This is a genomic window from Halomonas sp. 328 (genome assembly GCF_015645095.1).
Lineage (GTDB): Bacteria > Pseudomonadota > Gammaproteobacteria > Pseudomonadales > Halomonadaceae > Bisbaumannia.
On record NZ_JADOTW010000035.1, the window covers coordinates 1 to 22,460 of the forward strand.

Annotated in this window: 20 protein-coding genes; 11 read left to right on the forward strand and 9 right to left on the reverse strand. The window is 67.3% G+C overall.

The annotated features are described in order from the left end of the window. Positions 1-31: 31 nt before the first annotated feature. The 4 genes from IHD13_RS15605 to IHD13_RS15620 all read left to right on the forward strand — a co-directional run bounded on the left by IHD13_RS15605 (position 32) and on the right by IHD13_RS15620 (position 3,521). Positions 32-961, forward strand: a complete 930-nt coding sequence (locus IHD13_RS15605) for a flavin reductase (RefSeq protein ID WP_195861958.1) — start codon at positions 32-34, stop codon at positions 959-961. Positions 962-1,007: 46 nt separating this feature from the next. After that, on the forward strand, positions 1,008-1,577 hold the full coding sequence (locus IHD13_RS15610) for a nuclear transport factor 2 family protein (protein WP_195861959.1): 570 nt from the start codon (positions 1,008-1,010) through the stop codon (positions 1,575-1,577). A gap of 193 nt (positions 1,578-1,770) precedes the next feature. Beyond that, entirely contained in the window at positions 1,771-2,910 is a 1,140-nt protein-coding gene (locus IHD13_RS15615) for a DcaP family trimeric outer membrane transporter (protein ID WP_195861960.1), read from the forward strand. Positions 2,911-3,044: 134 nt separating this feature from the next. Next, complete coding sequence (locus IHD13_RS15620) at positions 3,045-3,521, forward strand: MarR family winged helix-turn-helix transcriptional regulator (RefSeq protein WP_195861961.1); 477 nt, start codon at positions 3,045-3,047, stop codon at positions 3,519-3,521. A gap of 180 nt (positions 3,522-3,701) precedes the next feature. Here the strand turns inward: IHD13_RS15620 and IHD13_RS15625 are convergent, their stop codons facing one another. Further along, the gene (locus IHD13_RS15625) at positions 3,702-4,058 is read right to left on the reverse strand and encodes a hypothetical protein (RefSeq protein ID WP_195861962.1); all 357 of its coding nucleotides are present in this window, start codon (positions 4,056-4,058) and stop codon (positions 3,702-3,704) included. A gap of 132 nt (positions 4,059-4,190) precedes the next feature. Between IHD13_RS15625 and IHD13_RS18490 the strand changes: the two genes are divergently transcribed. After that, complete coding sequence (locus IHD13_RS18490) at positions 4,191-5,258, forward strand: cache domain-containing protein (protein ID WP_195861963.1); 1,068 nt, start codon at positions 4,191-4,193, stop codon at positions 5,256-5,258. Positions 5,259-5,355: 97 nt separating this feature from the next. On the opposite strand, the gene IHD13_RS15635 is transcribed toward IHD13_RS18490, so the two are convergent. Then, a complete protein-coding gene (locus IHD13_RS15635; RefSeq protein ID WP_195861964.1) occupies positions 5,356-6,351 on the reverse strand; it encodes an LLM class flavin-dependent oxidoreductase in 996 nt (331 codons plus the stop codon). 188 nt (positions 6,352-6,539) lie between these two features. Here IHD13_RS15635 and IHD13_RS15640 point away from each other — a divergent pair, with 188 nt between their 5' ends. Next, positions 6,540-6,695, forward strand: a complete 156-nt coding sequence (locus IHD13_RS15640; protein WP_195861965.1) for a hypothetical protein — start codon at positions 6,540-6,542, stop codon at positions 6,693-6,695. 72 nt (positions 6,696-6,767) lie between these two features. Here IHD13_RS15640 and nspC read toward each other — a convergent pair whose 3' ends face one another. The 5 genes from nspC to IHD13_RS15665 all read right to left on the reverse strand — a co-directional run bounded on the left by nspC (position 6,768) and on the right by IHD13_RS15665 (position 13,373). Next, entirely contained in the window at positions 6,768-7,934 is a 1,167-nt protein-coding gene (gene nspC, locus IHD13_RS15645) for a carboxynorspermidine decarboxylase (protein ID WP_195861966.1), read from the reverse strand. A 3-nt stretch (positions 7,935-7,937) separates the two neighbouring features. Further along, positions 7,938-9,137 carry a saccharopine dehydrogenase family protein gene (locus IHD13_RS15650; protein WP_195861967.1) on the reverse strand — a complete coding sequence of 400 codons (1,200 nt, stop codon included), beginning with the start codon at positions 9,135-9,137 and terminating at the stop codon, positions 7,938-7,940. Between the two features lie 301 nt (positions 9,138-9,438). Then, positions 9,439-10,551 carry an agmatine deiminase gene (gene aguA, locus IHD13_RS15655; protein WP_230086369.1) on the reverse strand — a complete coding sequence of 371 codons (1,113 nt, stop codon included), beginning with the start codon at positions 10,549-10,551 and terminating at the stop codon, positions 9,439-9,441. 8 nt (positions 10,552-10,559) lie between these two features. Beyond that, positions 10,560-11,906 carry a Na+/H+ antiporter NhaC family protein gene (locus IHD13_RS15660; RefSeq protein WP_195861968.1) on the reverse strand — a complete coding sequence of 449 codons (1,347 nt, stop codon included), beginning with the start codon at positions 11,904-11,906 and terminating at the stop codon, positions 10,560-10,562. A gap of 69 nt (positions 11,907-11,975) precedes the next feature. Beyond that, the gene (locus IHD13_RS15665; protein WP_195861969.1) at positions 11,976-13,373 is read right to left on the reverse strand and encodes an aminotransferase; all 1,398 of its coding nucleotides are present in this window, start codon (positions 13,371-13,373) and stop codon (positions 11,976-11,978) included. A 162-nt stretch (positions 13,374-13,535) separates the two neighbouring features. On the opposite strand from IHD13_RS15665, the gene IHD13_RS15670 reads away from it, so the two are divergent. The 5 genes from IHD13_RS15670 (at position 13,536) to IHD13_RS15690 (ending at position 20,148) form a co-directional block, all read left to right on the forward strand. Further along, positions 13,536-14,783, forward strand: coding sequence for a M20 family metallo-hydrolase (locus IHD13_RS15670; RefSeq protein ID WP_195861970.1), 1,248 nt, complete (start codon positions 13,536-13,538; stop codon positions 14,781-14,783). Further along, complete coding sequence (locus IHD13_RS15675) at positions 14,780-16,297, forward strand: aldehyde dehydrogenase (protein WP_195861971.1); 1,518 nt, start codon at positions 14,780-14,782, stop codon at positions 16,295-16,297. Before IHD13_RS15670 ends, IHD13_RS15675 begins: the two co-directional genes overlap by 4 nt. Before the next feature lie 407 nt (positions 16,298-16,704). Further along, on the forward strand, positions 16,705-17,592 hold the full coding sequence (locus IHD13_RS18495) for a LysR substrate-binding domain-containing protein (RefSeq protein WP_195861972.1): 888 nt from the start codon (positions 16,705-16,707) through the stop codon (positions 17,590-17,592). 135 nt (positions 17,593-17,727) lie between these two features. Then, entirely contained in the window at positions 17,728-18,840 is a 1,113-nt protein-coding gene (gene aguA / locus IHD13_RS15685) for an agmatine deiminase (RefSeq protein ID WP_195861973.1), read from the forward strand. A gap of 90 nt (positions 18,841-18,930) precedes the next feature. Continuing rightward, positions 18,931-20,148 (forward strand): MFS transporter, encoded by a 1,218-nt coding sequence (locus IHD13_RS15690; RefSeq protein ID WP_195861974.1) that lies wholly within the window; start codon positions 18,931-18,933, stop codon positions 20,146-20,148. Positions 20,149-20,355: 207 nt separating this feature from the next. Here the strand turns inward: IHD13_RS15690 and IHD13_RS15695 are convergent, their stop codons facing one another. Beyond that, a complete protein-coding gene (locus IHD13_RS15695) occupies positions 20,356-21,372 on the reverse strand; it encodes an isocitrate dehydrogenase (protein WP_195861975.1) in 1,017 nt (338 codons plus the stop codon). Positions 21,373-21,515: 143 nt separating this feature from the next. Further along, complete coding sequence (locus tag IHD13_RS15700; RefSeq protein WP_195861976.1) at positions 21,516-22,340, reverse strand: helix-turn-helix transcriptional regulator; 825 nt, start codon at positions 22,338-22,340, stop codon at positions 21,516-21,518. Positions 22,341-22,460: the final 120 nt, after the last annotated feature.

Below are 22,460 nucleotides of genomic sequence, written 5' to 3' on the forward strand. Positions count from 1 at the left end.
CCGGCCCGACAACAGCACTGGAGGATGGCCGATGAGCCTTGATACGAGAGATTTCCGCCGCGCCCTGGGCAAATTCGCCACCGGGGTCACGGTGGTCACCACCCGCGATGACGGCGGGGAGCACTACGGCGTGACCGCCAGCAGCTTCAATACGGTGTCGATGGACCCGCCGCTGATCCTGTGGAGCATCGACAAGGGCGCCTACAGCCTGGCTGCCTATCGGGAGGCCAAGCACTTCGTGGTCAATGTGCTGGGCAATGACCAGGTCGAGGTCTCCAACCGTTTCGCCAGTCGCGGCGAGGACAAGTTCGCCGGTATCGCCATCGAAGAAGGCCTCGGCGGTGCTGCCAAGGTGAAGGACGCCGCGGCCCACTTCGAATGCCGCACCTGGAACGTCTACGAGGGCGGCGACCACCTGATCATCGTCGGCGAGGTGATGCGCTACGGCTACCGGGACGAGGGCAGCGCCCTGGTCTTCCATAACGGTCGCTACGCGGTGCCCGAGCCGCATCCGATGATGCTGCCGGTGGAGGAACAGAGCGTGCTGGACGGCCGCCTGGGCAAGCACCTGCTCTACCTGATGCGCCAGGCGCTGTCTGCCTACTGTGGCGACTTCTATCCGCGCCTCGGCAGCCTGGGGGTCAACGACAAGGAGTGGCGGGTGCTGACCCTGCTGGCGGATCGTGGCGCCCTGGATCGTGACACCCTGGCCCGACGCGTGGCCCAGCCCCTGGCTGATCTCGACGATACCCTGGGTGGCCTTCGGGAGCGGGCCCTGGTGGCCGTCGACGACGACCACCGGATCGCCTTGAAGGACGCGGGACGGGCGCTGGCGCTGCGCCTGCTGACCATGGCCGACGACTACGAGCGGCGCCTGCTCGAGGGGTTGTCGGCGGCCGAGGTCGAGGCGCTCAAGACGGGCCTGGGGTGTGTGGTCGAGCGCCTGGGCGAGCCGCATTAGAGGTCACCGATTTTCCCGTTTCATGGACCGACCAGGAGAACCAGCGATGCCGGACGTATCCCATGCCGAGCTGCGTGCCCTGATGGCGCGTCTCGAAGCCCTGGAAGCCGAGGCGGAAATCCGCCGGCTCCAGGCGCGTTACATGTTCCTCTGCGATACCCCGCTCCCCGAGCATGGCGTCAAGGATGATGCCGAGCGCATCGATCGCATCATGGCGCTCTATGCCGAAGACGCCGTCTGGGAAGGGGTCGGCGACTATTACGACAACCAGTTCGGTCGCCTCGAGGGAGCGGCAGCGATTCGCCGCCATTTCGAGAATTTCTGGGGCCAGAAGCGCGACCCCGAGCTGCTCTTGAACGTGCACTACCTGACCTCCGAGCAGATCCATGTCGATGGCGAGACGGCGGAAGGGCAGTGGGTGCATTGCCAGCCGTGGATCTTCTCCGATGGTTCCTCGTTGCTGCGCTCGTCGCGGCTCAACAATGCCTTCCGCCGCGAGCCGGACGGCCGCTGGAAGATCACCCGGACCCGCACCGAGAACGTCTTCGTGGCGCCGCTCAAGGAGGGCTGGGCCAGTGACTTCTCGAAGGCTTCGGTATTGATGACCCCCCGATAGCATCCCGGCGCCGGCCTTCCTGGTCGCACGCCGGCCTGAATGACGCCGGCGGATGACATCCGCTGGATCCCGTTTCCGTGGAGGGCATGGCGGCTTGTCACGAGCCTGCCAGGGCAGCGGCTTGCCCGAGCCCGCCTCGGGAAACCTCGCCCCCTGATGTTCAGGGGACTCAAGATGGCCTTTGGAGTAATGGATGAATAATCACAAGAAATTTCGACTGATTGGCTTCTGCTCAGTGTCGGCCCTGGCCCTCGTCGTTCAGGGCACGGCCCAGGCCTACACCCTGGAGGTCGGCGACACCACCGCCGACATCTACGGTTACGCCAAGCTGGACCTGATCTATGACGTGGATGCGGACCTGGGCAATACCGTCAACCGCAACGCTATTCTGCTGGATGACCAGGCCGGGCCCGAGGGCCATACCACCCTGCACGCCTATCAGAGCCGGCTGGGCTTCACCACGAGTACCCCGGCCGGGGGCAGTGACCTCAAGACCATGATCGAGGGCGATTTCTTCGGCGGTGGCGGCGGGAGTTTCCGTCTGCGCCACGCCTATGGCGAGTGGAACGGCCTCCTGGGCGGCCAGACCTGGTCCAACTTCGGCGGTTTCCTGGGCATGAATCCCACCATCGATTTCACCCCTCAGCCGGGCCTGGGCAACGCGGGCCGTCAGGCCCAACTGCGTTATACCGTGGAAGGCTTCTCGGTGGCCCTGGAAGACCCGGAAAACCTCGGGGGCTCGCCCCTGGCCGATGCCACCAAGAGCCAGCTTCCCGACCTGACCCTGCGTTATCAGGGCGGCGTCGATGGCTTCGACTACGGTGCCTCCGCCGTGCTGCGCCGCCTGCAGTACGACACCACCGGCACCACCGATAGCGGCAAGGACAGCGCCTTCGGCTGGGGTCTGGCCCTGGAGGCCAGCGCCCGGGTCGCCGAGGGTGTGACCCTGCGCGGCTCCCTGACCCATGGCGACGGCATCGGCGGCTACCTGGAGGGAACCCCGGCGGCTCCCGCCTACCTGGATCCGGCCACCGGTGAACTGGAAACCATCAGTGCCACCGGCGGCACCCTGGGCATCACCGCCGCCGCCGGCCCCGGCAAGGTGACCCTGGGCTATGGCGTGGCCCGGGCGGACCTGGACGGGGCGGTGGCCGCCGGCACCTTGGGCGGCGATGCCAACGAGAAGTTCCAGGCCGTGCACCTGAACTACATCTGGTCGCCGATCCAGAACGTCACCTACGGCATCGAGGCGGGCTACCATAGCCGCCAGGTGGTGGAGGGGCGCGATGGCGACGCCCTGCGCCTGCAGGGCATGGTGATGTACCGCTTCTGAGGCGGGCCCGCCGGCCGACCCTTCGATCCCTTGCCCCCGGCGTCTGCCGGGGGCCTTTTCGTCGATGGTCGGCTGCTGGAGTAAGGGGGCACATGCTAGAATAATCAACTATTTCTTCGCGACGGCACGGGCCCATGGCTGACAAGGACGTACTCTCCCCTTCCTTCTATCCCCTTTCGGAGGAGTTCCGCTCCAGGGACTTCCCCTTCTACTGGGTCGCCCGGCTCAATGCCAAGTACAGCGCCGATATGGATGCCCTGCTCAAGCCCAAGGGGCTGAGCTCCTCCAAGTGGCGGATCCTGATGATCCTGCACGAGCATGGCCGGCTGAGCATGTCGGACATCGCCATCCATGCCGTGGCCAAGCTCTCGACCATCACCAAGATCGTCTACAAGATGCAGGAGGCCGAGCTGGTGGTGACGGCTCCCTCCGACGAGGATCGCCGCGTCACCGAGGTGACCCTGACCGAGCAGGGGGAGGCGCAACTGGAAGTGGCTCGCGAGCTGACCCACCGGCTGGTGGAGAAGGCCTTCCATGGGCTGGATGCCGAGGAGATCGTGGTGCTTAACCGCTGCCTGGGGAAGATCTTCAATAATCTGAAATCGATCTAGCCGTTAGTCACTCGCAATGGAGGCGATGGGGCCAATGAATTGGCCCGTTGATCGGGCGGGGCGCTAGGGTGAGAGGCGTCTGGTCGCCCGCCAGGCGTACCCTCGCATCGTTCCGAGATGCATTAGCATGACCTTTGCGCTCCCGTGTCTTCCACGGGAGCGTTTTTATGTCGGCGGGGCTCAGCGGCGTCGCTCGTCGTCCTGTTCGGATTTCACCTCGTAGTGGCCCTCCAGGGTCTCGTGGCGGCCGGGGGCGTCCTGGTAGTCGCCGCCCACATCCTGGGCCTGGTCGGCGCGCATCTGTTCCATGCGCTTCTTGAGGCGGTAGCGCAGCAGCGGCATCAGGGCCCAGCCCAGCAGCAGGAAGACCAGCCCCAGCACCAGGGCGACGATCATCATCACCCCGAACAGCAGCCAGATCAGCAGCAGCTTGAGGGTGCCCAGCAGGCCCTGGGGGCGCGCCTGGCGAGCGCGGGCCTGCCACTGGCGGGCGGCCTGCCAGGCCGGGTTGTGGCGCGGATCATGGGGATCGCTCATGACAACTCCTATTGGTGACTGCCCCCTTGGAACCCGGGGCGGCGGTTTCGTTCGGCTGGCCCGCTTCTTGCTTTGCTTAGGACGAGGCCGACACCGGCCTCGTCCCCGCATCCCAGCAGAAGGACGCCCGCCATGCAAGACAACCGTATCCTCGAACTCGCCTACGCCATTGCCGAGACCACCCGCGACAAGGTCGGCGCCATCGAGTCGATCATGCGCGAGACCGAGATCCTCGCCCTCAATGCCCGCATCGAGGCGGCCCGAGCCGGAGCGGCGGGGGCCGCCTTCGGGGTGGTGGCCGAGGAGATGGGGCGGGTCTCCGGCAGCATCAGCGGCATCGCCCGGGGTTTCCGCGGCGAGGTGGAGGCCCAGGCCCAGCGGCTCGAGGAGGCGGGCACCGAGATGCTCACCGAGCTGCGCGGCCAGCGCTTCACCGACCTGGCGCTGAATGCGGTGGAGATCATCGACCGCAACCTCTTCGAGCGCTCCTGCGACGTGCGCTGGTGGGCCACCGACAGTGCCGTGGTGGACGCCGTGGAGACGCCGACGGCGGACCGCCGGGCCCATGCCAGCGCGCGCCTGGCCACTATCCTGCGCTCCTATACCGTCTACCTGGACCTGTGGATCACCGACCGCCAGGGCCGGGTGATCGCCAACGGTCGCCCGGACCGCTACCCGGGAGTCGTGGGCCATGATGTCGCCGGCCAGGCCTGGTTCCGCCAGGCCCTCGCCACCACCAATGGCGACGACTACAGCGTCGCCGATATCGCCCGGGAGCCGGCGCTGGACGATGCTCCGGTGGCCACCTATGCCACCGCCATTCGCCGCGGGGGCCGCCACGACGGCGAGGTGCTGGGCACCCTGGGGATCTTCTTCGACTGGGCGCCCCAGGCCGAGGCGGTGGTGCAGGGGGTGGGGCTTAGCGAGGAAGAACGGGCTCGTAGCCGGGTGATGCTGCTCGACGCCGAGGCGCGCATCCTCGCCGATTCCCGGGGCCAGGCTGCCCTCAGCGAGCGCTACCCGTTGGCCACCGAGGGCCGCGAGCGGGGCCATGGCCAGGAGAAGGCGCGCCTGGTGGCCTTTGCCAGAACCCCGGGTTACGAGACCTATGCCGGCCTGGGCTGGTACGGGGTGATCGAGTACACCGAGGTGTCGGCGGAGGGCGCCGAATTGGTGCATGAGTCATCGCTTGTCGGGTGACAATGGTGCAGCTGCGGGCCCGGTGGCTCGGCGCTCGTCCCGGGGCGCGCTCTCCTGGTGCCGCGGCTCGGGACGAATGCGCCAAGACGGTGCCCGCTCACCGTCCCCGGGCCTCGGCCACCAGGCGGTAGCTGGCCAGGCGATCCTCGGCGCTGTAGACGTCGGTAGTGATCATCAGCTCGTCGGCGCCGGTGGCCGTCAGGAAGGCCTCCAGCTCGTCGCGCACCGTCTCGGGGCCACCGATGATGGCGGCGCCCAGGAACTGTTCCACCTGGGCGCGCTCCAGGGGCGTCCAGTCGAGTTCTTCCACCGGGGGCTGGGAGAAGGTGCGCCGGCCACGGATCAGGTTGAGGAACTTCTGCTGGGCGCTGGTGGCCAGGTAGTGGGCTAGGGCATCGCTCTCGGCGGCGATCACCGGCAGCCCCACCAGGGCATAGGGCGCGGCCAGCTGCGGCGAGGGCCGGAAGGCCTCCCGGTAGCAGCGCAGGGCCTCGAACAGATAGCCCGGGGCGAACTGGGCGGCGAAGGCGAAGGGCAGCCCCAGGCGTCCGGCCAGGCGGGCGCTGTAGTCGCTGGAGCCGAGCAACCAGAGGGGCACCCGGGTGCCCTGGCCGGGAATGGCACGCACCCGCTGTCCCGGGGTGGCCTCGTCCAGGTAGCCGCGCAACTCCTCGAGACGCGCCGGGAAGTCGTCGACCCCGGCGCGGGGATCCCGGCCCAGGGCCGCCACGGTGGCGCCATCCGTGCCCGGGGCGCGGCCCAGGCCCAGGTCGATGCGCCCGGGGTAGAGGGTCTCCAGGGTACCGAACTGCTCGGCGACCACCAGGGGCGCGTGGTTGGGCAGCATGATGCCGCCGCTGCCCACCCGCAGCGTCGAGGTGGCGCCGGCCACATGGCCGATCAGCACCGCCGTGGCGGCGCTGGCGATGCCCTCCAGGTTGTGATGCTCCGCCAGCCAGTAGCGGGTGAAACCCAGCGCCTCCGCCTGGCGAGCCAGTTGCACCGTCTCACGGAAGCTGTCGGCGATGCTGCCGCCTTGGCGCACCGGGGCCAGGTCGAGCACCGAGAGGGGAGTCGAGGCGAGTCGAGACATGGCATCCACCGCGGTAAATAGTTAGCTTGCTCGCTATCATCCCGGGGCCTGAGGGGCTTTGCAATGACTGCGGGTTATCGATGCGATAGGGGCAGGGCATCATCGGGGAGAGGCATTGGCGCCTGGCCGTTGGTGGCCGGGCGAATTGCGCTTATGATAAAGAGCCGTTCACCCCCTGACAGGCTCCCATGTCTTCACGCCGATCCAGTCGCGGCGCCACCCGCCGCCCCCGTCCCGGCCAGCGTGTCGCGTTCGAACGCTGGCTCGATCGCGCCGTGGATATCGCCGTGCTGACCGCCCTGGCGGTGGGCCTCGCTGCCCTGTTGTTGACCCTGCTGCGTTAACCACCATGCGCTTATAAAAAAACGCCACACCCAGGAAGCTGGGCGTGGCGTTTCGCTTGGCAGGCGGCTCGCTTAGCTGAGTCGCTGCATATAGTCCACGTAGCCGAAGGTCTTGACCGTGCGCACCTCGCGGCTCGCCTCGTCGATGCGGCAGATCGACGGCAGGCGGATGCCATTGAAGGTGGTGGTCTTGACCATGGTGTAGTGGGCCATGTCGGTGAACACCAGGCGGTCGCCGATCTGAAGCGGCGCGTCGAACGAGTAATCGCCGATCACGTCGCCGGCGAGGCAGGTCGTGCCCCCCAGGCGATAGGTATAAGCCTTCTCGCCCGGCTCGCCGCCGCCGATGATCTCGGGGCGGTAGGGCATCTCCAGCACATCGGGCATATGCGCGGTGGCGGAGGTGTCGAGGATGGCGATGGGGCCGTCATTCTCGACGATATCCAGTACCGAGCAGACCAGGTAGCCGGTGTTCAGGGCGATGGCTTCCCCCGGCTCCAGGTAGACCGTCAGGTGCGGATGACGCGCCTTGAAGTCGCGGACCACCCGTACCAGCCGCTCCACGTCGTAGTCGGGCCGGGTGATATGGTGGCCGCCGCCCAGGTTCATCCACTTCATGCCGGCGAGGTAGTGGCCGAACTTTGCCTCGAAGGCCGCCAGGGTCTCTTCCAGGGCGTCGCTGTTCTGCTCGCACAGGGTATGGAAGTGCAGCCCCTCGAGGCCGTCCAGGTCCTCGGGGGTGAGATCCTGAGCCCGGGTACCGAGCCGCGAGCCCGGTGCGCAGGGATCATAGAGTGGCACCGCCCCAGTGGAGTGCTCCGGGTTGACCCTCAGCCCGCAGGAGACCCGGCGGGGCGCCGCCGCGATCGTCTCGCGGAAGCGCCGCCACTGGCCCGGCGAGTTGAAGCTGAGGTGGTCCGCGTAACGCAGCACCACGTCCATCTCCGCCGCGGTGAAGGCCGGCGAGTAGCAGTGCACCTCGCCGCCGAAGGTCTCCGCCCCCAGGCGCGCCTCGTCCTGGCCGCTGGAGGTGGTGCCCACCAGGTATTCGCGGATCATGGGGAAGCAGTCCCACATGGCGAAGCCCTTCAGCGCCAGCAGGATGCGCGCGCCGCTGCGCTCCTGGACCTCGGCGAGGCGCTCCAGGTTGCGGCGCAGCAGGGCGTCGTCCACCACATAGGCCGGGGAGGGGCAGGCCCGGACATTAAAGTCCAGGCCCTGCTCGCGTGCGTTCGCCATGGCTCAGGCCAGGGGGTCGTGGTCGGGGTCGAGCTCGACCACCTGCCAGGGCAGGCCCATCTCGCCGATGCGCGCCATGAAGGGGTCGGGGTCGAGCTGCTCGACGTTGAACACGCCCGCGCCCTTCCAGATGCCTTCCAGCATCAGCATGGCACCGGTCACCGCCGGCACGCCGGTGGTGTAGGAGATGGCCTGGGACTGGACCTCGGCGTAGCACTGCTCGTGGTCGCAGATGTTGTAGATATGCACCTTGCGACGCTTACCGTCCTTGATGCCGTCGGCGATGATGCCGATGTTGGTCTTGCCCTTGGTGCGCGGGCCCAGCGAGGCCGGGTCGGGCAGCACCGCCTTGAGGAACTCCAGGGGGGCGATCTCGGCATCGCCGACCTTGATCGGCTCGATGCTGGTCATGCCGACGTTCTCGAGCACCTTGAGGTGGGTGATGTACTTGTCGGAGAAGGTCATCCAGAAGCGGATGCGCTCCAGGCCCTTGATGTTCTGGCACAGGGATTCCATCTCCTCGTGGTAGAGGAGGTAGATGTCCTTCTCGCCGATGCCGTCGAAGTCGAACTTGCGCTTCACCGCCAGCGGGTCGGTCTCCTTCCACTCGCCCTTCTCCCAGTAGCGACCCTTCGCGGTGATCTCGCGAATGTTGATCTCCGGGTTGAAGTTGGTGGCGAAGGGGTAGCCGTGATCGCCGCCGTTGGCATCCAGGATGTCGATGCGGTGGATCTCGTCGAAGAGGTTCTTCTGGGCGTAGGCACAGTAGATATTGGTCATGCCCGGGTCGAAACCGCAGCCCAGGGTGGCCATGTTGCCGGCGTCCTTGTAGCGGTCCTGGAAGGCCCACTGCTCCTTGTACTCGAACTTGGCCTCGTCCGGATGCTCGTAGTTGGCGGTGTCCAGGTAGGGCACGCCGGTACGCAGACAGGCCTCCATGATGGTCAGGTCCTGATAGGGCAGGGCCACGTGGATCAGCACGTCCGGTTGGAACGATTCGATCAGGGCGACCAGCGCCTCGACGTCATCGGCATCCACCTGGGCGGTCTGGATCGGGCGATCCAGTTGGTCGGCGATCGCCTTGCACTTCGCCTCGTTGCGGCTGGCCAGCAGGATCTCGCTGAAGACCTCGGGATGCTGGGCACACTTGTGGGTAACGACACCGCCGACGCCTCCGGCGCCGATAATCAAGACTTTGCTCATGGGTTCGAATCCAGATCGGGAAATGTCAACAGTGGTAGGGTCTTATCGGTAGTGGGCCGCCACAGCGCACCCCGACCCGATGCCACCCCGGTCATGGCCTCGCCCGGCTCCGTCGTCATGCTGGGCCGGCGAGAGGGCGCAGATAATGGCCCCCCATGAGGCTGGTCGCAAGTAGTTTTCGCGTCAAGGGGCAACAAAACGCTTGCGCGGCGTCACCAAGCCGTATAACGCCGCCGCCGAGGCCTCATATCAGGGCCTCGGCGGCGGCGTGGATGGCGCCTCTCACAGCGGTGGTAGCCGATCAGGGCTTGGGCTGCTGCTGGGTAATGCAGTGGATATTGCCGCCGCCGAGCAGGATCTCCCGGGCCGGCACCCCGACCACTCGCTTGTCGGGGAAGAGCCCCTGGAGGATCGCCCGGGCCGCCTCGTCGTGGGTGGGGTCGAGGAAGGGCATCACCACCACCGAGTTGCCGATATAGAAGTTGACGTAGGAGCCGGCCATGCGGTCGCCGGGCTGGCGCGGGTGGGAGCTGTTGAGGCGATCCAGGCCGCTGGCCTCGTCCTCGGCGATATGCAGCGGGCCGGGCTGGGGCAGCTTGTGCACGGTCAGCGGGCGCCCCTTGGCGTCGGTGGCGGCCTCCAGCACCGCCAGGGCCTCCCGGGAGATGGCGGCCTGGGGATCCGCCTCGTCGTCGCACCAGGTCAGGGCCACCTGGCCCGGGGCGACGAAGCAGCAGAGGTTGTCCACGTGGCCGTCGGTTTCGTCCAGGTGGCAGCCCCGGGGTAGCCAGATCACCTTGTCGATGCCCAGGTACTCCCGGAGCACCGCTTCCATCCCCTCGCGGCTCATCTCCGGGTTGCGGTTGGCGTTGAGCAGGCACTCCTCGGTGGTGATCAGGGTGCCCTCGCCGTCCACATGGATGGCGCCGCCCTCCAGCACCACCGGCGCCTCGAAGCGCGGGATGCCGAGCATCTCGGCGATCTTGGTGCGGATGCGCTTGTCCTTGTCCCAGGGGAAGTAGAGGCCCCCCTTGAGGCCGCCCCAGGCGTTGAATACCCAGTCCACCATGGCCAGGCGGCCGTCCGGGTGGGTCAGGAAGGTGGGGCCCATGTCGCGCATCCAGGCGTCGTTGCTGGAGAGTTCCACCACGCGGATATGAGCGGGCAGCTGGTTGCGGGCGTTCTCGTACTGCTCGTCGTTGACGCCGACGAACACCGTCTCGCTCTCGGCGATGGCGCAGGCCACCTCGGCGAAGGCCTGCTGGGCCGGCTTGGCGCCATAGCGCCAGGTGTCGGGGCGCTGGGGCCAGAGCATCCAGCAGGCGTCGTGGGGGGCGAACTCGGCGGGCATGGCGAAGCCCAGGGCCCGGGGCGTGGCCTCGGTGGTGGCTTGATCGATCATTGGCTGGTTCATGGCGAGTCTCACAGGTGGCCGACCATCAGGAAGATAGCGGCGGCGATGGCGGCGGCGATCAACACATAGGGCAACTGGGTCAGGGCATGGGCCATGGGGGTGCAGCCGCTGCCCTGTGCGGAGAGCACCGTGGAGTCGCCGTAGAAGCAGGCGTGGCTGCCGAAGGCGCTGGCGGAGATCAGGGCGCCGATCACCAGCGGCATATGGCTGTCCATGCTCGCCGCCAGGGGCAGCACGATGGGCATGGCCACGGCGAAGATGCCCCAGAAGGAGCCGGTGGCGAAGGCCAGGAAGGCCATGGTGACGAAGACCACCGCCGGCAACATCCCCGGGCTCATCAGCGGCTGGACGGTGGCGATCACATAGTCGGTGAGGCCCAGGACATCGTTGACCTCCTTGAGGGTGAAGCCGGCCACCAGGGTGCCCAGCGGCATGATCATCGCCTTGAAGCCGTCCAGTGCGGTGTCGAAGGTGTCGTGGAAGCTCAGCAGCTTCTGGGTGGCGATCAGCACCAGGGTCACGGCCAGGGCCACGATGACGCCGCGCAGGATGTCGATCTCGAAGTACCAGGTGAAGAAGATCAGGGTGGCGATGGGTAACAGGAAGTTAAGCAGGTGCGGGCGCTTCTTGCCGGTGTCCCCCATCTCCAGGGCGTTGTCGTCGACGCCGTCCGGCATCAGCTGGCCGGCGGCGGCGCGGGCCTCGGCGGCCTTCATGGGGCCGAGGTTGGGAATCCAGCCCAGGGCCACCAGGGGCACCACGGCGGCGGCCACCCAGGCATAGAACATATAGGGAATGGCCTCGATATAGAGGCCCATGCCGTTGCCGGCCACGTTGTTCTCCTCCAGCAGGCCGGCGAAGAACACCGCCCAGGTGGAGAAGGGCACCAGGATGCAGATCGGCGCCGCGGTGGAATCGACGATATAGGCGAGCTTCTCCCGGGAGACCTTGAAGCGGTCGGTGATCTTCTTCATGGAGGCGCTGATGGTCAGCGCATTGAGGTAGTCGTCGACGAAGATCACCAGCCCCAGCACCCAGGTGGCCAGCAGGCTCTGGCGACGGCTATGGATGCGCTTGGTGACGGCGTCGCCGAAGCTGAGCACGCCGCCGGTCTTGACCAGCAGGGCGATCAGGCTGCCGAACAGGCCGCAGACCAGGATGATCCAGGTGACGGTGTCGTTGCCCAGCACGGTGAGCAGGATATCCGAGCCCTGAGTGACCACGCTGGTGGGGTCGATCATCAGCAGCCCCACCAGGGCCCCGGCCATCAGCGACTCGATGGTGCGGCGGGTGATAATGGCCATGCCCAGCACCACCAGGGTGGGGAGCAGGCTCCAGGCGCCAAAACTTTCCATACAACACTCTCTATTTATCGTTGTGGTCTTGTGAGGGTGGGGGCCGGTCGCCCGGCCCCCAAGGGTGGTTTACAGGAAGCCGTCCGCGCGAAGGGACGCGGTGGTGGCGGCGAAGGCCTCGTCGAGGATGGCCACCACCCGATCCACGGTGTCACGGTCCCAGATCAGGGGCGGCGAGATGATATTGAGGTGACCCACCGGGCGGATGATCAGGCCGCGCTTCTGGGCCTCGGCGGCGACCCGGTCGCCGACCCGCGCCTCCACCGGCAGCAGCTCCTTGGTGGCTTTGTCGGCGACGTTCTCGATGGCCAGCATAAAGTGGCTTCCCCTGACGTCTCCGACGGTTTCATGGTCCGCCAGGGTCTTGAGCTTCTGCTCCAGGTAGGGGCCCACCTCACGGACGTTCTCACAGATCGCCTCGCGCTCCAGGATCTCGATGTTCTTCAGCGCCGCCGCGCAGCTCACCGGATGGCCGGAGTAGGTGAAGCCGGTGCTCAGCACGCCGCCCTTGCCCTGGGGGGTGCCCAGCACCTCGAAGAGGGCGTCGGAGATCAGGGTGGCGCCCAGGGGCGCATAGCCCGAGGAGAGGCCCTTGGCGCAGTTGATGATATCCGGCTGGGTGTCGAAGACCGCCTCGGAGGCGAAGAAGTGACCCAGGCGACCGAAGCCGGTAACCACCTCGTCGGCGATAAACAGGATCTCGTTGGCGCGGCACACCGCCTGGATGCGGGTGTGGTAGCCCTGGGGGGCCATCAGCACGCCGCCGGCGCCCATGATCGGCTCGGCGATAAAGGCGGCGATATTCTCGGCGCCGATCTCGGCGATGGTCTCTTCCAGTTCGGCCACCAGGTGATCGCAGTAGTCCGCCTCGCTCATCCCCGCCGGGCGGCGGTAGCAGTTGGCCTCGCTGAGGTGGGTCACCAGGTGGTCGAGGGTATCGAAGTCCCAGTTGTTGCTGGCGATACCGGTCAGGCTGGCGGCCAGGTAAGTGGTGCCGTGGTAGGCGTTGTTGCGCGACAGGATGCGCTTCTTGTTGGGCTTGCCCAGGCGGTTGAAGTAGTAGTGCACCAGGCGGATGGTGGCGTCGTTGGCCGCCGAGCCGCCGCAGCTGTAGAACACATGGTTGAGGTGGGCCGGGGCCAGCTCGGCGAGCTTGGCGGCCAGCTCCGTCGCCGGGGCGTTGGAGAGGTTGTTGAAGGTGGAGAAGTAGGCCATGCGGGTGGCCTGGTCGGCCATGGCCTGGCCGATCTCGGCGCGGCCGTGGCCCACGTTGACGCACCACAGGCCGGCGATGCCGTCGATGAAACGGTTTCCGTGGACGTCTTCCACGTAGATGCCGTCGCTCTCGGTGATCAGGTCGCAGCCCTTCTCATGGAAGAGGCTGTAGTCGGTGAAGGGGTGGATGAAATGATCCTTGTCCTTCTGCCACAGCGCCTGGGCATCGTAGGTCCGGGGTTCGGTGCTCATGGTCTCGCCCTCGCAGGTGATGTCGTTGTTGCGGTCAGGAGCAGACTAGCGAGGGGCGGGGCGCCGGGAATATATCCCGATTGGGGTATATCGGCGTGGCCCAGGGGCCGCCTAAGGTGGTGATCATTCCGCAGCGAGCAACAAGCACAAGGGAGACACTCCATGACGGTTTCCATCGACGGTCAGCGGCTCTGGTCGAGCCTGATGGCCATGGCCGAGATCGGCCCCACCGCGAACGGCGGCAGCTGCCGCCTGGCGCTGACCGAGGAGGACGCCGCCGGGCGGCGCCTGCTGATCGAGTGGTGCGAGGCGATCGGCTGCACCCTGCGGGTCGACCGAGTCGGCAACCTCTTTATTCGTCGCCCCGGCAAGCGCGACGACCTCGACCCGGTGGCCACCGGCAGCCATCTCGATACCCAGCCCAAGGGCGGGCGCTTCGACGGCATCCTCGGGGTGCTAGCGGGCCTGGAGGTGTTCCGTACCCTGCATGATCAGGGCATCGTCACCGAGCGGCCCCTGGAGCTGGTGGTGTGGACCAACGAGGAGGGCAGCCGCTTCGCCCCGGCCATGGTCGCCTCCGGCGCCTTCGCCGGTGAGTTCAGCGAGGAGTACACCCTGTCGCGGACCGATCGCGATGGCGTGACCCTGGGCCAGGCCCTGGCGACCAGCGGCTTCGCCGGTGAGATGCCGGTGGGTGAGCCGCGCCTGGCCAGCTTCTTCGAGCTGCATATCGAGCAGGGCCCGGTGCTGGAGGAGGAGAACGAGGCCATCGGTGTGGTCACCGGCGTCCAGGGCATGCGCTGGTTCGACGTCACCCTGCGCGGCCAGCCGGCCCATGCCGGCCCCACTCCCATGGCCTACCGCCGAGACGCCCTGGCCGCCGCGGCGCGCCTGATCGATCGCCTCCAGGCCCACGCCCTGGCGGATACCAGCGGTGGCACCAAGGTCACCGTCGGCTGCTTGGAGATCGATAGCCCGTCACGCAACGTGATTCCCGGCGAGGTGCGCCTCACCGTCGACCTGCGCCATGTGGTGGAGGCCGAGCTGGACGCCCTGGAGGCGCGCTTCGACCGGGAGCTGTCTGCCCTGACCGAGGCCTTCGGCGTCGAGACCGCCAGCGAGCGCATCTGGGCCTCGCCGGTGGTGAACTTCGATGCCGGCTGCATCGATGCCGTGGAGCGGGCCGCCCGGGCCCAGGGCGTGCCCTACCGGCGCATGATGAGCGGCGCCGGCCACGACGCCGTCTATGTCTCCCGGGTCGCCCCCACCTCGATGATCTTTATTCCCTGCCGCGACGGCATCAGTCATAACGAGGCGGAGTACGCCACCCCGGAGCACTGTGCCCTCGGCACCCAGGTGCTTTGTGAGGCCATGCTGGAACGCGCCAATAGCCTGGAGGCGAGCCAATGAGTGCCCTCGAGTCCGTGCAGTCCCCCACCACCCAGGCCGACTGGCAGGCCCTGGCCGACACCCTGATCCCGCGCCTGGAGACCCGCGCCTTTATCGACGACGCCTTCGTCGAGGCGGTGAGCGGCGAGACCCTGGCCACCCTCAACCCGGCCACCGGCGAGACCCTGGCGCATATCGCCAGCTGCGATGCCGCCGATGCCGAGCGCGCCGTGGCCGTGGCCCGGGCCGCCTATGCCCGGGGCGACTGGTCGCGGCGCTCGCCGGCAGGCCGCAAGCAGACGCTGCTGCGCCTCGCCGAGCTGATGGAGGCGCACAAGCACGAGCTGGCACTGCTCGACACCCTGGACATGGGCAAGCCGGTCTCCAGCGCCCTGGGTGATATCGCCGGCGCCATCGGCTGCCTGCGCTATACCGCCGAGGGCATCGACAAGGTCTACGGCGAGGTGGCCCCCACCGGCGACGACAGCCTGGGCCTGGTGCTGCGCGAGCCCCTGGGCGTGGTGGCCTCCATCGTGCCCTGGAACTTCCCGCTGATGATGACCGCCTGGAAGATCGCCCCGGCGCTGGCCGCCGGCAACTGCGTGATCTTGAAGCCCTCGGAGAAGTCGCCGCTGTCGGCGCTGCGCCTGGCCCAGTTGGTCAAGGAGGCGGGCCTGCCGCGGGGCGTCTTCCAGGTGCTGCCCGGTTACGGTCACACCGTGGGCAAGGCCCTGGCGCTCTCCATGCAGGTCGACTGCCTGGCCTTCACCGGCTCCACCCAGGTCGGCAAGCAGCTGATGCAGTACGCCGGCCAGTCCAACCTCAAGCGGGTCTACCTGGAGTGCGGCGGCAAGTCCCCCAACCTGGTCTTCGCCGACTGCAAGGACCTGGACCGGGTGGCCAAGCACGCCGCCGCGGCGATCTTCCATAACCAGGGCGAGGTGTGCATCGCCGGCTCGCGCCTGCTGGTGGAGAATTCGATCCGCGAGGCCTTCGTCGACAAGGTGGTCGAGGCCGCCCAGGCCATGCAGCCCGGCGACCCGTTGGATCCCGCGAGCTTTATGGGCGCCATGGTCGACGAGACCCAGTATCGCCGGGTGCTCGACTATATCGCCAAGGGCACCGAGGAGGGCGCCCGGCTGCGCACCGGCGGCCAGGCCCTCGACGGGGCCGGCTACTTTATCCCGCCCACCGTCTTCGACGGCGTCACCCCGGCCATGACCATCGGTCGCGAGGAGATCTTCGGCCCGGTGCTCTCGGTGTTCGGCTTCGACAGCGAGGCGGAGGCGGTGGCCATGGCCAATGACAGCGACTACGGCCTGGCCGCGGGCCTGTGGAGCCAGGATATCGACCGCGTCATGCGGGTCTCGCGCCAGCTCCATTCCGGTCAGGTCTTCGTCAACAACTGGGCGGGTCCGGACATGACGGTGCCCTTCGGTGGCGTCAAGCAGTCCGGTAACGGCCGCGACAAGTCCCTGCACTCCCTGGAGGAGTACACCGAACTCAAGACCGTCTGGGTGGCGCTCACCCCCTGAGCGACGCCCTTTGGGTCTCACCGTGCGCTGATGGGGGTGTCTGCCCTCGTTGCTTTGCCGGCTCCTATGCCTCCGGAGCCGGCCTTTTTGCGTTTGGGTCGCTATTGCTGTGGCGAGTCAGGCTTTGCCGCTTTCGATAGTCCCATGCCTCCGGAGCCGGCTTTTTTATTGTGGCGTTGCCACTGTCGTGGTGTAGCCGGGCTTGCCGCTTTCGATAGCCCCATGCCTCCGGAGCCGGCCTTTTTGCGTTTGGGTCGCTATTGCTGTGGCGAGTCAGGCTTTGCCGCTTTCGATAGTCACATGCCTCCGGAGCCGGCCTTTTCTCTTTTCATATCGGTGCCGCTACCGGTGGCTCCTGGGGCCGTATATACCTATTCCTTGTCACTGTTTCCTTGCCCGGAGGTGCCATGCGCCGCTTACCCTCGCTGACCGCCCTGCGCACCTTCGAGTGTGCCGCCCGCCATGCCCATTTCGGGCGCGCCGCGGCGGAGCTCTGCGTCACCGACAGCGCGGTCAGCCACCAGGTCCGCCAGCTCGAGGAGCAGCTCGGCACGCCGCTCTTCATCCGTCGCGGGCGGCGTATCTCGCCCACGCCCCAGGCGCGGCGCCTGCTGCATAGCCTGCAGCAGGCCTTCGAGACGGTGGGGGAGGCCTGCGAGGCCATCGCCCATCCGGACACCCAGTCGGTGCTGCGCGTCGCCGTCACCGCCGAGCTGGCCCAGAAGTGGCTGGTCGGCCGGCTGGCCGACTTCTGCGAGCGTTTCCCGCAGGTCACCCTGCACCTCCATGAGTGCGCCTACGATGCGCCGGATCCCGATATCGATATCGACCTGGCGATCAGCTACGGCGTCGGTCCCGAGGACGCCAGCGACCACTTCGTGCGGCCGCTGCCGCTGCTGAGCTTCTTTCCGGTGTGCGCCCCGGCCCTGTTCAACCGCGGCGCCCTGGCCTCGCCCCGGGACCTGGTGCGCCACCGCCTGCTGCACGACGACCAGGACGGCAAGACCTGGACCGCCTGGTTGACCACCCATGCCGGGGATATCCGCCCCGAGCGCCACCTCTACTTTAGTCACGCCGGCCTGGCCCTGGAGGCCGCGGCCCGGGACCAGGGCATCGCCCTGGGCGACGACCTCACCGCCACCGAGGACCTGGCTCGGGGGCGGCTGGTGCGGCCCTTCGCCGAGAGCGTGGCGTCGCTGGGTCAGTACGCCCTGGTCTGCGATCGCCAGCGCCTCGACAAGCCGGCGGTGGGCCAGTTTATCGCCTGGTGTGCCCAGCAGTTAGAGCCCTCCTGAACGGGCTGCCTGAGTCGAATGCCTGAGTCGAATTCCTGAATTGAATTCAAGAGTGGCGAAATAATCGTCGTTGGTGGCCGGCGCACCGCCCGCCCTAGGATCGGAATACCCCAATAACACGCGACGAGGTATTCCATGGCACGGCTGTTGACTTCCACCCCCCGGCAGGATGGCTTCCGGCTGCCCGGCGAGTTCGAACCCAAGCGCGGCTGCTGGATGGGCTGGCCGGAGCGTCCCGATGTGTGGCGTAACGGCGGCAAGCCGGCCCAGCGGGTCTGGGTCGAGATCGCTACCGCCATCGCCGAGAGCGAGCCGGTCACGGTGTGCGCCTCCGCCGCCCAGTACGCCAATGCGCGGCGCCTGTTGCCGCCCTCGGTGCGGGTGGTGGAGATGACCACCGACGATGCCTGGTTCCGCGACAGCGGGCCGGCCTTCGTGGTCAACGACGCCAGCGGCGAGGTGCGCGGCGTGGACCTGGAGTTCAATGCCTACGGCGGCCTGGACGGCGGGCTCTACTTCCCCTGGGCCAATGACGATCGCATCGCCCAGAAGGTCCTCGAGATCGAGGGCCTGGATCGCTACCGGGCGCCGCTGATCGCCGAGCTGGGCGGCATCCAGAGCGACGGCCAGGGCACCCTGCTGACTACCGAGCAGTGCCTGCTCAACCGCAACCGCAATGGCCACCTGGGCAAGGAGGAGGTGAGCCGGCGCCTCTCGGACTACCTGGGCGCGGATCACGTTATCTGGCTGCCCCGGGGCTGCAAGTTCGACGAGACCGACGGCCATATCGATGACCTGGCCTGCTTCGTGCGTCCCGGCGAGGTGGTCCTGCAGTGGACCGACGATCGCGACGACCCCCAATGGGAGATCTACCAGGAGGCCTATGAGGTGCTGCGCACCAGCCGCGATGCTCGCGGTCGCGCGCTCACCGTGCACAAGCTGCCCCAGCCCCGCGCCCTGGAGTGGAGCGCCGAGGAGGCCGAGGGCCTGGACCATATCGAAGGCACCCACCCGCGCCAGGCCGGCACCCGCATCTGCGCCTCCTACATCAACTACTACGCCGGCAATACGGCGATCGTGGTGCCGCAGTTCGGGGATCCCAACGACCGGGTCGCTCTGGCCACCCTGGCCGAGCTCTTCCCCCGGCATCGCGTCGTCGGCATCGAGAACTCCCGGGAGATCCTCCTGGGCGGCGGCAATATCGCCTGCATCACCATGCCCCAGTACGCCGCGCCAAGGCGCGATTAAACCTAGCCATCGCCTGGCGGCGGGCTCCACCCGGGCTCGCCCCAGGCACCCGCGACTCGATAACAACCAATAACAGAGCGAGAATTCCCCATGAAACCTCAGACATCTGTCCTGGGCGAGGCCCGGGGTCCCCTTCGCCTCGACGTCGATGCGCCCCTGGCCATCGCCGCCGCCGTGGCCATCACCTTCGTCGGCAACGCCGTGGTCATGGGCATGCCGTTGATGGTCGGCGCCCTGGCCGACTTCCTGCACTTCGATGAGCAGCAGGTGGGCTGGCTGGCCTCGGCGGACCTGGGCGGCATGTTCCTGGCTTCGCTGTTCACCGCCGCCCTGGTGTCGCGGCTCAACCGCCGCCACCTGGCGCTGTTCGGCATCCTGATCGCCATCGCCGGCAACTATTTGTCGACCCAGCATCAGGATTACGAGTCGCTGCTGGCGATGCGCGTGCTGGCCGGCTTCGGCGGCGGCATCTGCTACTCCACCGGCATCGCCTGCCTGGCCATTACCACCCATACCGGGCGCAACTTCAGCATCATGATGTTCGGCCTGGTGGCGATCAACGCCATCGAGCTCTACACCATTCCCCACCTGACGGCGGCCTGGGGCATCGACGGCATCTTCCTGGCCTTCTGCCTGGCCTTCGTGCTCTGCCTGGCGGTGATCCCCGCCCTCTATCCGCGCACCCCGGCCGGGGTCGTGCCCCAGGCGCCCCGCGAGGAGGCCGGGCCGCGGCTGCCCGTCTCATTGCCGCTGACCTGCCTGGCGGCGGTGGCCTGCTTCTACCTCACCATCGGCTCCTTCTGGGCCTTTATCGAGCGGGCCGGGGTGGATGCCGGCCTGGGCGACGTCTTTATCGCCAACGTCCTGACCCTGGGCAACGTCTTCACCCTGGCGGGCTGCGTGGCGGCGGTCTGGCTGAGCAAGCGTAGCGGCCAGTCACGGGTGCTGATGGCGGCGCTGCTCGGCATGGGCGGGGTGCTGGCGCTGCTGGCCCTGGAGATCACTGCTGCGACCTTTATCATCGGCACCTTCGGCTTCTGCATCGCCTGGTTGTTCACCGATATCTTCCAGCTCGGCACCCTGAGCCATATCGACCGTTCGGGGCGCTTCGCCGCCCTGGTGCCGGCGGCCCAGGGGTTGGCCCAGACCATCGCTCCGGCCCTGGCCGGCTACCTGCTGAGCCGCCAGCTCGGCTACGCCTCGGTGATGTGGCTGGGGGCGGCGGGCTCCCTGGCGGCCCTGGGGCTCTATGTGCTGGTCTATGCCCGGCTGCGGCGGCTGGCGCCTGGGCTCGCCGATGCGGCCTGAGAGGGTGTTTACAAACTACTGCGCTAGGCCATGCGGCGTTGAAATCAGCCTCAAAATGCTCATTTAACACCGAGTAAACTCCGCTTTTTCGGCTGATTTCGCCTTGCCTGGCCGTCGCTCGTGACATTTGTAAAAGCCCTCTGCGTAGCAGCCAGAAACGCCCGGGCCCGGCGAGTTGCCGGGCCCGGGTGTCGTGGGGACGGTGCCTTAGTTGGCCTGGCAGTACTCCACCAGGGCCTCGGCGAAGGTGTCGGTGGTGCCGCTGCCGCCTATGTCCGGGGTGACCCGGGCGCGGTCGCGCTCCAGCACGGCGCGGATGGCGGTGCGGATCTTGGTGCCCTTGTCGATCATGCCCAGGTGGTCGAGCATGTCCGCCGCGGCCAGCAGCAGGGCGCAGGGGTTGGCCAGCTTCTGGCCGGCGATATCCGGGGCCGAGCCGTGCACCGCCTCGAAGATGGCCGCCTCCTTGCCGATATTGGCCCCCGGGGCCAGGCCCAGGCCGCCCACCAGGCCGGCGCAGAGGTCGGAGAGGATATCGCCGAACAGGTTGGTGGTCACGACCACATCGAACTGGTGGGGATTCATCACCAGCTGCATGCAGGCGTTGTCGACGATCATCTCCTGGAATTCGATCTCGGGGTAGTCCTGAGCCACCTCCCGCGCCACCTCGAGGAAGAGGCCGGAGCTGCTCTTGATGATATTCGCCTTGTGCACCGCAGTGACCTTCTTGCGGCCCTTGCTGCGGGCCAGCTCGAAGGCGTAGCGCACGATGCGCTCGGAGCCCGAGCGGGTCACCTTGATGGTCGCCAGGGCGGTCTCGCCATCCTCGCTGAGGCTCTGGCCCTCGGCCAGGTAGGCGCCCTCGGTGTTCTCGCGCACCGTGATCAGGTCGATGTCCTCGTAGCGGGAGCGGGTGCCGGGGAAGCTGATCGCCGGGCGCACATTGGCGTAGAGATCGAAGTGGCGACGCAGCTGCACGTTGATGGAGGAGAAGCCCTTGCCCACCGGGGTGGTCAGGGGGCCCTTCAGGGCCACGCCATGTTTGGCGATGGCATCCAGCGACGCCTGGGGAATCAGGGTGCCGTGCTTCTCCAGGGCGCCCAGGCCCGCCTCGATCACCTCGTACTCCAGGCCGCACTCCAAGGCCTCCAGGACCCTGAGGGTGGCATCCATGATCTCGGGGCCGATGCCATCTCCCTTGATTACCGCAATGGTCTTGCTCATCGCTTGCTCCTTGGCCACTGGTGGTGGCGATTGCTGTGGGCGGGCGTCCTGGAGGCGGCCTCTGGCCGAGGGACGGCGTCTAGGGTACGCCGAGTGTCGTTTTTATGCAGTCATCCTTTTCGGTATTGTCGACAGTCGTCCCATCAGCCGTTCTGCTGGCGGGAGACCAGGGCCACGTGGTCGAGGAACAGCCGGAACAGTTGCGACTGGCTGGAGACGCCCAGGCGCTGGTAAAGGTGCTTGCGGTGTACCTTGACGGTGCCGTCGCTGATCTCGAGCTCGCGGGCCGCCGACTTGGTGGAGTGGCCGGCCAGCAGCAGGCGCACGATCTCCTGCTCCCGGGCGGTGAGCACCCCGGCGCCGAAGCTGGCGAAGGCCGCCTCCACCGGGGCCTGGGCGTCCAGGTCGGCCTGGAACTGGCCGCCCTGCCATTTCCAGTACTCCACCAGCAGCACCTCCACCAGGGGGGCGATATGGCGCAGCGCCTGGAGGGTGCGCCGGGTCAGCCTGCCGCCCTCGGCGCGATAGCCCAGGGAGGCGACGATCACCACTTCCTCCGCGACCCGGGCGAAGAGCCCCACCTCGTCGGCCAGGCCCAGGGCCCGGTAGTAATGGTGGTAGTAGTCGCTGGATTCGAAGCGGTCCGGGGCCAGCTCCTTGAGGCGGTGGGCGCCCTGATCGAGGCCGCCATCCACGGCGGTGAAGAAGGGATCGAGCAGGTAGGCCTCGCTGAGGTAGCGATCGATGCCCTGCTGGCGCTTGTGGACCGGATAGTCGTCGTGGATCAGCAGCGGCTTGAGGCGCCCCTGGTAGGTATTGATCAGGATGGTGTCGAAGCCGCTCAGCTCCTGCAGCTGGATCGACAGGCTCAAGGGAAACTGCGGCGTCGGGGCCTCGCGGATCAATTGCGCCAGGCGGCGGTGCCAGTCGAGGCTGGCGGGCTGGGCGAGCAGGTCAGTCAGGGACATGGGTCGGGGGCCGAAAGGGATGCTGGCCCCAGCATACCATGGCGGAGATTTCACCAGCGGTGGGCTTCGACCCTATATAAACGCAGTGAATGTCGTCGATTGCCTACATTTCCTTAGCTA

What these genes read in the sequence shown, in the direction of transcription:
- IHD13_RS15605 (WP_195861958.1), top strand. Translation starts at nt 32, where the DNA reads ATGAGCCTTGATACGAGAGATTTCCGCCGCGCCCTGGGCAAATTCGCC.
- IHD13_RS15610 (WP_195861959.1), top strand. Translation starts at nt 1,008, where the DNA reads ATGCCGGACGTATCCCATGCCGAGCTGCGTGCCCTGATGGCGCGTCTC.
- IHD13_RS15615 (WP_195861960.1), top strand. Translation starts at nt 1,771, where the DNA reads ATGAATAATCACAAGAAATTTCGACTGATTGGCTTCTGCTCAGTGTCG.
- IHD13_RS15620 (WP_195861961.1), top strand. Translation starts at nt 3,045, where the DNA reads ATGGCTGACAAGGACGTACTCTCCCCTTCCTTCTATCCCCTTTCGGAG.
- IHD13_RS15625 (WP_195861962.1), bottom strand. Translation starts at nt 4,058, where the DNA reads ATGAGCGATCCCCATGATCCGCGCCACAACCCGGCCTGGCAGGCCGCC.
- IHD13_RS18490 (WP_195861963.1), top strand. Translation starts at nt 4,191, where the DNA reads ATGCAAGACAACCGTATCCTCGAACTCGCCTACGCCATTGCCGAGACC.
- IHD13_RS15635 (WP_195861964.1), bottom strand. Translation starts at nt 6,351, where the DNA reads ATGTCTCGACTCGCCTCGACTCCCCTCTCGGTGCTCGACCTGGCCCCG.
- IHD13_RS15640 (WP_195861965.1), top strand. Translation starts at nt 6,540, where the DNA reads ATGTCTTCACGCCGATCCAGTCGCGGCGCCACCCGCCGCCCCCGTCCC.
- nspC (WP_195861966.1), bottom strand. Translation starts at nt 7,934, where the DNA reads ATGGCGAACGCACGCGAGCAGGGCCTGGACTTTAATGTCCGGGCCTGC.
- IHD13_RS15650 (WP_195861967.1), bottom strand. Translation starts at nt 9,137, where the DNA reads ATGAGCAAAGTCTTGATTATCGGCGCCGGAGGCGTCGGCGGTGTCGTT.
- aguA (WP_230086369.1), bottom strand. Translation starts at nt 10,551, where the DNA reads ATGAACCAGCCAATGATCGATCAAGCCACCACCGAGGCCACGCCCCGG.
- IHD13_RS15660 (WP_195861968.1), bottom strand. Translation starts at nt 11,906, where the DNA reads ATGGAAAGTTTTGGCGCCTGGAGCCTGCTCCCCACCCTGGTGGTGCTG.
- IHD13_RS15665 (WP_195861969.1), bottom strand. Translation starts at nt 13,373, where the DNA reads ATGAGCACCGAACCCCGGACCTACGATGCCCAGGCGCTGTGGCAGAAG.
- IHD13_RS15670 (WP_195861970.1), top strand. Translation starts at nt 13,536, where the DNA reads ATGACGGTTTCCATCGACGGTCAGCGGCTCTGGTCGAGCCTGATGGCC.
- IHD13_RS15675 (WP_195861971.1), top strand. Translation starts at nt 14,780, where the DNA reads ATGAGTGCCCTCGAGTCCGTGCAGTCCCCCACCACCCAGGCCGACTGG.
- IHD13_RS18495 (WP_195861972.1), top strand. Translation starts at nt 16,705, where the DNA reads ATGCGCCGCTTACCCTCGCTGACCGCCCTGCGCACCTTCGAGTGTGCC.
- aguA (WP_195861973.1), top strand. Translation starts at nt 17,728, where the DNA reads ATGGCACGGCTGTTGACTTCCACCCCCCGGCAGGATGGCTTCCGGCTG.
- IHD13_RS15690 (WP_195861974.1), top strand. Translation starts at nt 18,931, where the DNA reads ATGAAACCTCAGACATCTGTCCTGGGCGAGGCCCGGGGTCCCCTTCGC.
- IHD13_RS15695 (WP_195861975.1), bottom strand. Translation starts at nt 21,372, where the DNA reads ATGAGCAAGACCATTGCGGTAATCAAGGGAGATGGCATCGGCCCCGAG.
- IHD13_RS15700 (WP_195861976.1), bottom strand. Translation starts at nt 22,340, where the DNA reads ATGTCCCTGACTGACCTGCTCGCCCAGCCCGCCAGCCTCGACTGGCAC.